The following is a 12062-nucleotide window of genomic DNA, read 5'->3' as shown; positions in this document are numbered from 1 at the left end:
GTGAACGTATGACAAAAATAAGAATTTATGAGTATGCAAAGAAACAAAATGTTTCCAGTAAGGAGATTATCCAAAGGCTCAAAGACTTAAAAGTTGACGTTAAAAATCATATGGCCACAATTGCGGAGGATGTCGTTGAAAAGTTAAATCAATCTTTTCATCCAAAATCCGTTGCTGTTAAACAACCCCAAGTCCAAAAATCAACTCCTGTAGTTAAAGTAAAGCCTGCATTCCAAGAGGAAACAAGCGAAGAGCTAGATTTTGAAGTTAAGTATGAAGAAGAAACAAAGAATACTTCAAAGAAAAATAGTAATAAAAAGAAAAAGACAGATAGTAAAAAGCAAATACAAAATCGTTCAGATCAATTTAACAATGGGAATAAGAAAGGCAATAACAATATGACTCAAAAAAATAACTCAACAGAGAACGCAACAAATAAGATTACTTTTGCAGGTTCTTTAACAGTTTCTGAACTTGCTAAAAAATTAGGAAAAGAACCTTCAGAAATTATTAAAAAATTATTTATGGTAGGTGTTATGGCTACTATAAATCAGGATTTAGACAAAGATGCAATTGAATTAATCGCAACTGATTATGGTATTGAGGTTGAAGAAGAAGTTGTAATTGATGAGAATGACTTTGAAAATTTTATCGATGTAGCAGATGATGAAGCTGATTTATCAGAACGTCCACCAGTTGTTACAATTATGGGACACGTTGACCATGGTAAAACAACATTATTAGATTCAATTCGTAATTCGAAAGTAACTGCTGGAGAAGCTGGCGGAATTACTCAGCATATCGGTGCTTATCAAGTAGAAGTAGAAGGCAAAAAAATTACTTTCTTAGATACTCCAGGTCACGCAGCATTTACAACAATGCGTGCTCGTGGTGCACAAGTAACAGACATTACAATTATCGTAGTTGCAGCAGATGACGGTGTTATGCCACAAACTGTTGAAGCGATTAACCATGCTAAAGCAGCAGAAGTACCAATTATTATTGCTGTGAATAAAATGGATAAAGAGTCAGCAAACCCTGACAGAGTTATGCAAGAATTAACTGAGTATGGATTAGTTTCTGAGGCTTGGGGTGGAGATACAATTTTCGTTCCACTTTCTGCACTAACTGGTGATGGAATTGATCAGTTATTAGAAATGATCTTACTAGTAAGTGAAGTAGAAGAATATAAAGCGAATAAAAACCGTTTAGCACTTGGTACTGTTATCGAAGCTGAATTAGATAAAGGAAAAGGTTCAGTAGCAACTTTACTAGTGCAAAATGGTACGTTAAAAGTTGGTGACCCAATCGTTGTAGGTAATACATTTGGACGTGTTCGTGCAATGGTAAACGATTTAGGCCGTCGTATTAAAGAAGCTGGTCCATCAACACCAGTTGAAATTACTGGTTTAAATGAAGTTCCACAAGCTGGCGATCGTTTTATGGTCTTTTCAGATGAAAAACGTGCTCGTCAAGTTGGTGAATCTCGTGCGAAAAATGCGATTCTTCAACAACGTAGTGAGAGTTCAAAATTATCTTTAGAAGATTTATTTGCTCAAATCCAAAAAGGTGAAGTGAAAGACATCAATATCATTGTTAAAGCGGACGTTCAAGGTTCTGTTGAAGCAATGGCAGGTTCACTTCAAAAAATTGAAGTTGAAGGTGTCAAAGTAAAAATTATTCATACTGGTGCTGGCGCAATTACAGAATCTGATGTTATTTTAGCATCTGCATCAAATGCAATTATTATTGGATTTAACGTTCGTCCAGATGTAAATGCAAAACGTACAGCTGAATTAGAGAAGGTAGATATTCGTTTACATCGCATTATTTACAAAGCTATCGAAGAAATTGAAGCTGCAATGAAAGGTATGCTTGATCCAGAGTTTGAAGAAAAAGTAATTGGTCAAGCAGAAGTTCGTCAAGTCTTCAAAGTTTCTAAAGTTGGTACAATTGCTGGATGTTATGTTACTGATGGTAAAATTACTCGTGAGAGCGGAGTTCGTTTAATTCGTGATGGCATTGTTGTTTTTGAAGGTCAATTAGATACATTAAAACGTTTCAAAGACGATGTAAAAGAAGTTGCAACTAATTACGAATGTGGTATTACAATCGAGAAATTCAATGATATTAAAGAAGGCGACGTTATTGAAGCGTTCGTAATGGAAGAAATTAAACGCGCTTAATAATATGCCAAAACATGTACTTCATAAAATGAAGACACTTTAGTTAAACTACTTATGAAAGTACTATAGTTTTTCTCTGTAAGTTGAGGTGAAATCATGAAAGTTAGAGCACACCGTGTTGGTGAACAAATGAAAAAAGAACTTGGTGAAATAATTGGCCGTAAAATTAAGGACCCAAGAATCGGTTTTGTTACAGTCACTGACGTTGAAGTAAGTGGTGATTTACAACAAGCAAAGGTTTATATTTCTGTGTTAGGTGATGAAGAACAAAGACAGAACACATTAAGAGGTCTAGCAAAAGCTAAAGGCTTTATTAGATCAGAAATCGGCCAAAGAATCCGTTTGCGTAAAACACCGGAATTAATTTTTGAGTTTGATGAATCAATCGATTACGGACACCGTATCGAAACGATCCTTACTCAAATTAATAATGAAGATAAATAATAAAAGAATAATTAGAAAATGGATAGGCGGCAAGCGTCTATCCATTTTTATTCACAAATAGTTGATAAAATTTTTAAAAGTTAGGTGAGCAAAATGAACGGTGTAATACCTTTAAATAAACCAGCAGGTCTTACTTCGCATGACTGTGTGTATAAAGTAAGAAAACTACTAAAAACAAGAAAAGTTGGTCATACGGGTACACTTGATCCTGAAGTAACTGGAGTACTTCCAATTTGCGTTGGTGAGGCAACAAAGCTAATTCCATACTTAACAGATGATCGAAAAAAATACATAGGGAAAGTAACTCTTGGCTATTCAACAACTACTGAAGATGCTCATGGTGAAGTAGTAGAAAAGAAAAATGTTGACCGAGTAATCACTCGTGATGAAATTCTAACTATATTTCAAAAACTTACTGGCACCATTAGGCAAACTCCTCCGATGTATTCAGCTGTAAAAGTAAATGGAAAAAAACTATATGAATATGCTAGAGCGGGTATAGAAGTTGAAAGACCCACACGTGAAGTTGAAATTTATCATCTTAATTTATTAGATGATCAACTTGAATTTGAAGGCGAAGAAGTTTCTTTTTCATTTGAAGTATTTTGTAGTAAAGGAACATATGTAAGAACATTAGCAGTTCAAATTGGTGAAATGCTTGGATATCCTGCTCATATGTCTTACTTGACTAGAACAAAAGCTGGTTCATTTACAATCGAGGATTGTGTAACATTTGAACAACTTGAGGAAATGATAAACGCTGATTTATTAAACGAAGCCTTCATGACGATTGAAGAAGCGTTAGATGATTATCCAAGTATAACTGTAAACGAAGAAGATGAGACAAAGGTCTTCAATGGTGGAATGTTTAGAAATGAAATAGGTCTCAAAGAAGGCGAATATGCTACTGTCAAAAATAGTAATTCGAAAATAATTGCGGTATATTCGGTTAACCCCAAAAATGACCAATTAATTAAGCCTACTAGAGTATTTCATAACAAATAAAAAGGCTCTTTTTCTTTGCACTTTCTTTTAAAGATTGATGCTTTTAGGTTTTGTAACTTTAGAGACAGAAGTTGATTACAACGGAAGGATGCTCGACTCCTGTGGGAAATGCGGGAAGACTGAGACCCCGCAGGAGCGTAAGCGACGAGGAGGCTCAGCTCACGCCCCAAGGAAAGCGAGCATCCTGGAGTTGTAATCAACTAACGCATACTAAATAGCAACAAAGTTAACAGGCCAATAGAAAATACTACATTAATTTTGTTTTTTGCTCTATAATGTTGTAGAAGATAAGATTTAGAAAAGGTGATGAAAAATTGGAAATTATTACTATCACCCATCCTCATTCAATTGATGCAAAAACATGTCCTAATACGGTTATGGCATTGGGCTTTTTTGATGGAGTTCATAAAGGTCACCAACAGGTGATTATGACAGCAAAAAAGATAGCAGATGAAAATGGGTATAAAAGTGCTGTAATGACATTTGATCCACATCCTTCTACTATATTAGGAAATAGAGAAGAAACAATTTCTTACTTAACACCGACAGATGAAAAAGTAAAACTAGTTGCAGACTTAGGAATTGATTTACTCTATATCGTTGAATTTAATGAGGCTTTTGCAAATTTATTACCACAGGAGTTTGTTGACAATTATCTTATTGGATTAAATGTACAACATGTAGTTGCCGGATTTGATTTCTCTTTTGGGAAATACGGAAAAGGGACAATGGAAACATTACCATTTCATTCAAGAAATGCTTTTGACATAACTGTTGTGAATAAATTTGAATTTGAAAATGAAAAAGTTAGTTCAACAAGAATTCGTCAAGCAATTAGAGATGGTCAAATGGAAGAAGTTACTTCATTGCTTGGACGTAATTATCAAATAAAAGGAATCGTTGTAGATGGTGATAAACGAGGACGCACAATAGGCTTTCCTACTGCAAACATTGCTGTAGCAATTCCTTATGCACTTCCAACCGTGGGAGTTTATGCTGTAAAATGTGAAGTTAATGGTGAAATGTATACGGGTATGTGTAACATAGGATATAAACCTACTTTTTATACAGAGTTCCAAAAACAAACAATTGAAGTTAACATTTTTGACTTCAATGAAGATATTTATGGTAAAGAATTTATTCTTTATTGCTATGCACGAATTCGAGATGAGAAAAAATTTAATTCAATCGATGAATTAGTAGCTCAATTAAATGAGGATCGTGAAACAGTTAAAAATTATTTCTCAAAGTCTAATTCATTGACTTGAAATTCGTTACGAAACATAGTAAACTAAAGTACGTATTTGAAAAACCATTGCTTGGCTCTTCGATTCACCAACGATTGCTCGGTAATAGGTGTTCAAGAAAAATATTATGAGGTGAAAAAACATGGCAATTTCTCAAGAACGTAAAAACGAAATCATTAACGAGTACAAAACACATGCAAACGATACTGGTTCTCCAGAAGTTCAAATCGCTGTTTTAACTCACGAAATCAACACTTTAAACGATCACTTACGTGTTCACAAAAAAGATCACCATTCTCGTCGTGGTCTATTAAAAATGGTTGGTAAACGTCGTAACTTACTTAACTACTTACGTAACAAAGACATTACTCGTTACCGTGAATTAATCACAAAACTTGGTTTACGTCGCTAATTTTAATATTAAATACAATGACCAATTAGAAAAGCGGGATATTTCCCGCTTTTTCTTGTAAATAAAACATTAATTATCTATAAGTTAGTTGATTTCTTTTACTAACATAGGAGATAATAGAAGATATGAGTTTAATTTTACATATAAATTTTTTACATAATTGAATAGCAATAGAGAGGGGTATTTATACCATATGGAACAACAAAAGCATGTTTTTTCCACCGAGCTTGCTGGCCAACCATTAACAGTTGAAATTGGTCAATTAGCAAAGCAAGCAAATGGAGCGGTATTAGTAAGATACGGTGATACAGTTGTTTTATCAACTGTTACAGCGTCAAAAGAACCAAAAAAAGTTGGGTTTTTCCCGTTAACTGTTAACTATGAAGAACGCTTATATGCAGTAGGAAAAATACCAGGTGGCTTTATTAAGCGTGAAGGCCGTCCAAGTGAAAAAGCAATTTTAGCGAGTCGACTAATCGATCGTCCAATCCGTCCGTTATTTGCAGATGGATTCCGTAATGAAGTACAAGTTGTCAGCATTGTAATGAGTGTTGATCAAGATTGTTCTTCAGAAATGGCAGCAATGTTTGGTAGTTCGTTAGCATTATCAGTGTCGGATATTCCGTTCAATGGTCCTATCGCTGGTGTTGTAGTTGGACGTATTGATGGAGAATTTATCATTAATCCAACAGTTACCCAAGCAGAAAAAAGTGATATTCATTTAACTGTAGCAGGAACAAAAGATGCTATTAACATGGTAGAAGCAGGAGCAAATGAAGTACCTGAAGAAGTGATGTTAGAAGCTATTATGTTTGGTCATGAAGAAATTAAACGATTAATTGCTTTCCAAGAAGAAGTAGTGGCTAAAGTTGGTAAAGAAAAACTTGCAGTTTCTCTTTATGAGGTTGATGCTGATCTTGAAAAGCAAATTCGTGATCTTTGCGAATCAGATTTAAAAACAGCAATTCAAGTACAAGAAAAACACGCTCGTGAAGCTGCGATTACTGAAGTGAAAAATCGTGTAATTGCACAATTTGAAGAAAATGAAGCAGAAGAAGAAGTACTTGGACAAGTAAAAGAAATTCTTTCAATGCTTGTAAAAGAAGAGGTTCGCCGTCTAATCACAGTTGAAAAAGTACGTCCAGATGGTAGAAAATTAGAAGAAATTCGTCCTTTATCTTCACAAGTTGGTCTTTTACCACGTACTCACGGTTCTGGATTATTTACACGTGGGCAAACTCAAGCTCTAAGTATTTGTACACTAGGAGCTCTAGGTGATGTTCAAATCTTAGATGGATTAGGAATTGAAGAGTCAAAACGTTTCATGCATCATTACAACTTCCCATTATTCAGTGTTGGTGAAACTGGACCAATGCGTGGACCAGGTCGAAGAGAAATCGGTCATGGAGCATTAGGTGAGCGTGCACTTGAACCAAGTCTTCCAGATCAAAAAGATTTCCCTTACACAATCCGCCTTGTTTCTGAAGTATTAGAATCTAACGGTTCAACTTCTCAAGCAAGTATTTGTGCTAGTACTCTGGCAATGATGGACGCAGGTGTGCCAATTAAAGCACCAGTGGCTGGTATTGCAATGGGGTTAATTAAATCTGGTGAACATTACTCAGTGTTAACAGATATTCAAGGTATGGAAGATCATTTAGGAGATATGGACTTTAAAGTTGCAGGTACGGCTAAGGGTGTTACTGCACTTCAGATGGATATTAAAATTGATGGTCTTTCTCGTGATATCTTAAAAGAAGCTCTTGAACAAGCGAAAATTGGCCGTATGCAAATTTTAGATTCAATGCTTGCGACGTTAAGTAAACCACGTAAAGCTTTATCTGAATTTGCTCCAAAAATCTTAATGATGACAATTAACCCAGAAAAAATTAAAGATGTTATTGGACCTGGCGGAAAACAAATTAATAAGATTATTGAAGAAACTGGCGTTAAAATTGACATCGAACAAGATGGTACAGTTTTCATTTCTTCAGTGGACCAAGATATGAATGACAAAGCAAAACAAATCATTGAAGACCTAGTTCGTGAAGTAGTAGTTGGAGAACTATACATGGGTAAAGTAAAACGTATCGAAAAATTCGGTGCATTCGTTGAAATTTTCCCTGGCAAAGACGGATTAGTACACATTTCAGAACTTGCAGAAGAACGTGTAAATAAAGTGGAAGATGTTATTGCATTAGGTGACGAATTCCTAGTAAAAGTTACTGAAATCGATAAACAAGGTAGAGTAAACCTTTCTCGTAAAGCAGTATTAAAAGAGCAAAAAGAGAAAGCTGGAGAATAACGAAAAGCGTAATGAACTCGCTTAGCTCTGAAAGGCGTTGGAGTAAATACTAAGAGAAGGGTGGTTTTCCCTTCACTTAGTATTTATGAAACGACCGAAGAGCTAGTTCATGAAGCTAGACAGAACGAAAAAGCGGAATCGACTTGCTCACAACTGTAAAATAAAAATTAATAAAAAAGTGTCATGTACTTTAGGATTTCCTAAGAGTGCATGACACTTTTTTTGGTTACACTAAATTTAATAGCTTGTTCTATTTATTTACAATCTTACATATTCCTTCTATTAGGAGGTTGGCTCAAATGGTGAAAACTCATTTAAAAATGTGGGCAGTTTTTGTATCATTTTTTATCATTGTATTTGTAGTGAATAACAAATATACCAATCGTTTTACTGAGACTCTAGCCTCTGTATCGATTGAAACTAATGGAAGTTCAAACGAATTAATAAAAACAATTGAAAAAGAGGCACCAAAATACGAAGTGGCGCCAAAAGATGCTCATATTGATAGTGTTTGGAAAGCTATACCAGGATACAATGGCTTAAAAGTTGATATAAAAGCATCCTATAATAAGATGAAAGATTCCGGTAAGTTTAATAAAGATAAACTAGTATTTAAGCAAGTTCCGCCAAAAGTACATTTAAGTGACTTACCTCCTACCCCAGTTTATAGAGGGGTTTCAGATAAAAAAATGGTAGCATTTACAATAAATGTAGCATGGGGAAATGAATACTTACCAAAGATGCTCGAAGTTTTAAAAAAACATCATGCGGGAGCAACCTTTTTCTTAGAAGGACGCTGGGTAAAGGATAATCCAACACTTGCCCAATTAATAAAGCATGCAAATCAAGAAATTGGAAATCATTCTTATTCACATCCTGATATGGCTAATTTGACAACTCAAGCAATCAATTTACAATTGATCAAAACAAACTCAATTATTGAAGCGACTACAAAAGAAAAAGTAAAATGGTTTGCACCACCGAGTGGAAGCTATCGAGATGATGTGATAAAGGAAGCAGCACGATTAGGATTGGGAACAATCATGTGGACAGCGGATACGATTGATTGGCAACGACCTTCTAGAGAGATCCTAATTAATCGTGTAATGAAAAAATTAGAGAATGGTACAATTGTGTTAATGCATCCAACATCTCCAACTTCGGATTCTTTAGATGAATTATTAACTAAAATAGAAAAAACCGGTAGAAAAGTGGTTAATATATCAACTTTGTTAAGTGAAAACAGAGAGTAATTGAAAAATAAATGACAATATTTGCTAGCTTTGTTAAGATGAATAGTGAACATCATGAAACGCAACTTTTAAAGTTGAAAACGTTTCAAAAAAGATTCATATCAACATGCTTTAATATTGAACAATAAGCTATATTTTTTATAGAGTTCAACATACACTAGGAGGCACTTTATGATCGTTAGACAAAAATGTAAGAATGGCGTTAGGATTGTACTAGAAAATATACCTACAGTTCGATCAGTTGCCATAGGTATTTGGGTTAAAACAGGTTCAAATAATGAAACACCAGAATTAAATGGAGTTTCACATTTTTTAGAACATATGTTTTTTAAAGGGACAACTACTAAATCTGCAAAAGAAATAGCAGAAAGCTTCGATTCAATCGGTGGCCAAGTTAACGCTTTTACTTCAAAAGAATATACTTGCTATTATGCAAAAGTTTTAGATACACATGCTACTTACGCACTTGAAATATTAGGTGATATGTTCTTTAATTCAACTTTTGATGAAGGAGAACTAGAAAAAGAGAAAAACGTTGTTTATGAAGAAATTAAAATGTATGAAGATACACCAGATGATCTAGTACATGATTTACTAAGCAAAGCGATGTACGGTTCACATCCAATTGGATACCCAATTTTAGGAAATGAACAAACATTGAGTACGTTTAATGGAGATACATTACGTCAATATATGAAAGATTTCTATACACCAGATCAAACTGTCATTTCAATTGCTGGTAATGTAGATGAAAAATTTATTCAGCAAGTTGAGAAATTATTTGGTGGATATGAAGGAAAGAAAAAGGAAACAAAAATTGAAATACCAATTTTACTTGATGATAAAATTGTTCGTAAAAAAGAAACAGAACAAGCTCATTTATGTATTGGATATCGCGGGTTAGAAATTGGTCACGAAGAGATTTATTCATTAATCACATTAAATAATATTCTTGGCGGAAGCATGAGTAGCCGATTGTTCCAAGAAGTTCGTGAGCAAAGAGGTCTTGCATATTCCGTTTTCTCTTATCACTCAGCATATCAAGATAGTGGAATGGTAGCTATTTATGGAGGAACCGGAAAGCAACAAGTAAACCAGTTGTTTGATACGATTCAACAAACATTACATACGCTTAAATCTGATGGTATTTCTGCAAAAGAGCTTCAAAATTGTAAAGAACAGCTTAAAGGTAATTTAATGCTGGGACTTGAAAGTACGAATAGTAGAATGAGTCGAAATGGAAAAAATGAACTTTTACTTCAATCTCATAAATCATTAGATGAAGTTATTGACTTAATTGATAAAGTCACAATAAATAGTGTGATGGAAATGGCGAAATTTGTTTTTACTGATGAACATGCCATTGCACTTGTGAGCCCAGATGGAATTCTTCCAGAAGGGATTTAATAAAGAAGACGTCCCTTTAAATAAGGGCGTTTTCTTTATTTTTTTTTCACCAAAAACACCTTATTTTCATAATATGTTGAAGAGCAATAAGTTAGGCAGTTGTCCATAAAATGTTGGTCATAATTCCATTTACCACTGCGGATAAAGAAGGTGAATGATACATGTTAACTGATCTTCAAATTGCTGTAATTGGAGGAGATGCCAGACAGCTAGAAGTAATCCGGAAATTAACAGAGCTTGATGCGAAGGTTACCTTAATCGGGTTTGAACAATTAGATCATGGGTTTACAGGAGCTAATAAGAAATTAATAAATGAAGCTAATTTTGAAGATTTTGATGCAATTCTATTAGCAATACCAGGTACAAATCAAGAAGGAGTAGTAGATACAATATTTTCAAATGAAAAAGTAGTTTTAACAAAGGAGCTTTTACAGAAAACACCAAAACATTGCACGATTTATTCAGGTATTAGTAATGCATACTTAGATGACATTACGTCCTCTACTAATCATAAATTAGTTAAATTATTTGAACGAGATGATGTTGCGATCTTTAACAGTATCCCAACTGTTGAAGGGACAATTATGATGGTAATTCAGCATACAGAGTACACGATTCACAGTTCAAAAGTTGCGGTTTTAGGTCTTGGTAGAACAGGAATGAGTGTCGCAAGAGCATTTTATAATCTTGGTGCAAAAGTAAAGGTAGGAGCACGAAAGTCAGAGCATTTAGCAAGAATCCTTGAAATGGGATTAGAACCTTTTGAATTGAAAAATATTGAAAATTCATTGAAAAATGTAGATGTAGTGATCAACACAATTCCTCACTTAATTGTAAATGCAAGTGTCATTTCAAAAATGCAGCCACATACTTTAATCATTGATTTAGCTTCTAAACCAGGAGGAACGGATTTTAGATACGCTGAAAAAAGAGGGATAAAAGCTTTGTTGGCTCCTGGTTTGCCAGGGATTGTCGCTCCAAAGACAGCGGGACAGATTATAGCAAATGTCTTATCTCAATTATTAAAAGATGATATAGATGCTAGAAAGGGGCAAAAGCAAAAATGACATTAGTAGGAAAAAAAATCGGATTTGGAATCACAGGATCACACTGTACGTATAGTGAAGTAGTTCCACAAATTCAAAAATTAGTAGATGAAGGAGCAGATGTTTATCCAGTTGTAACCTTTACAGTGAAAAACACAACTACTAGATTTGGAGAAGGGGAAGACTGGATCCGTAAAATTGAAGAAATAACAGGGAATAAAACTGTCGATTCAATTGTTGGAGCAGAACCTTTCGGACCGAAAACACAATTGGATTGTATGGTAATAGCTCCGTTAACAGGTAATTCGATGAGTAAATTCGCAAATGCTCAAACAGATTCTCCTGTACTTATGGCGGCCAAAGCAACATTGCGAAATAGTCGTCCTGTAGTTCTTGGTATTTCAACAAATGACGCTTTAGGATTAAATGGAACAAATTTAATGCGCTTATTGAGTACAAAACATATTTATTTTATTCCTTTTGGTCAAGATGATCCTGTTAAAAAACCAAATTCGATGGTGGCTAGAATGTCTGCATTACTTGATACAGTAAAAACAGCAATTACAGGAAAACAGTTACAACCAATCCTAGTCGAAAAATATCGTGATTTGGAATAAATAATTTGTAAAAAAATTTATTTCAGTAAGATAGATGTGATAGAATGAAGAAAATTGAGTATGTGTCAAATCTGATACATACTCGTTATCATGATGTTAATTTAATTAACACTTTAATTTACAATCGACAAATTTGTTCG

Annotated in this window: 10 protein-coding genes; all 10 read left to right on the top strand. The window is 34.3% G+C overall.

Annotation, left to right across the window (positions count from 1 at the left end):
- Positions 1-8: 8 nt before the first annotated feature.
- On the top strand, positions 9-2186 hold the full coding sequence (gene infB, locus J5Y03_RS13535) for a translation initiation factor IF-2 (RefSeq protein ID WP_209406543.1): 2178 nt from the start codon (positions 9-11) through the stop codon (positions 2184-2186).
- A gap of 96 nt (positions 2187-2282) precedes the next feature.
- A complete protein-coding gene (gene rbfA / locus J5Y03_RS13530) occupies positions 2283-2630 on the top strand; it encodes a 30S ribosome-binding factor RbfA (RefSeq protein ID WP_209406542.1) in 348 nt (115 codons plus the stop codon).
- A gap of 93 nt (positions 2631-2723) precedes the next feature.
- Positions 2724-3635 (top strand): tRNA pseudouridine(55) synthase TruB, encoded by a 912-nt coding sequence (gene truB, locus J5Y03_RS13525; RefSeq protein WP_209406541.1) that lies wholly within the window; start codon positions 2724-2726, stop codon positions 3633-3635.
- Positions 3636-3949: 314 nt separating this feature from the next.
- Positions 3950-4903: a bifunctional riboflavin kinase/FAD synthetase gene (ribF, locus tag J5Y03_RS13520; protein WP_209406540.1), complete on the top strand. Its 954-nt coding sequence runs from the start codon at positions 3950-3952 to the stop codon at positions 4901-4903.
- A 121-nt stretch (positions 4904-5024) separates the two neighbouring features.
- Positions 5025-5294, top strand: a complete 270-nt coding sequence (gene rpsO / locus J5Y03_RS13515; RefSeq protein ID WP_209406539.1) for a 30S ribosomal protein S15 — start codon at positions 5025-5027, stop codon at positions 5292-5294.
- A gap of 193 nt (positions 5295-5487) precedes the next feature.
- Positions 5488-7599 carry a polyribonucleotide nucleotidyltransferase gene (pnp, locus tag J5Y03_RS13510; protein ID WP_209406538.1) on the top strand — a complete coding sequence of 704 codons (2112 nt, stop codon included), beginning with the start codon at positions 5488-5490 and terminating at the stop codon, positions 7597-7599.
- Between the two features lie 299 nt (positions 7600-7898).
- Complete coding sequence (locus J5Y03_RS13505; RefSeq protein ID WP_209406537.1) at positions 7899-8852, top strand: polysaccharide deacetylase family protein; 954 nt, start codon at positions 7899-7901, stop codon at positions 8850-8852.
- A gap of 171 nt (positions 8853-9023) precedes the next feature.
- Positions 9024-10259, top strand: a complete 1236-nt coding sequence (locus J5Y03_RS13500; protein ID WP_209406536.1) for a M16 family metallopeptidase — start codon at positions 9024-9026, stop codon at positions 10257-10259.
- Between the two features lie 161 nt (positions 10260-10420).
- Complete coding sequence (gene dpaA, locus J5Y03_RS13495; protein ID WP_209406535.1) at positions 10421-11326, top strand: dipicolinic acid synthetase subunit A; 906 nt, start codon at positions 10421-10423, stop codon at positions 11324-11326.
- Positions 11323-11922, top strand: coding sequence for a dipicolinate synthase subunit B (gene dpaB / locus J5Y03_RS13490; RefSeq protein ID WP_209406534.1), 600 nt, complete (start codon positions 11323-11325; stop codon positions 11920-11922). The genes dpaA and dpaB overlap by 4 nt, the downstream gene beginning before the upstream one ends.
- Positions 11923-12062: the final 140 nt, after the last annotated feature.

Source organism: Gottfriedia endophytica (assembly GCF_017814275.1).
In the GTDB taxonomy this organism is placed as follows: Bacteria; Bacillota; Bacilli; order Bacillales; family Bacillaceae_G; genus Gottfriedia; species Gottfriedia endophytica.
This window is presented reverse-complemented; position numbering and strand designations above follow the sequence as displayed.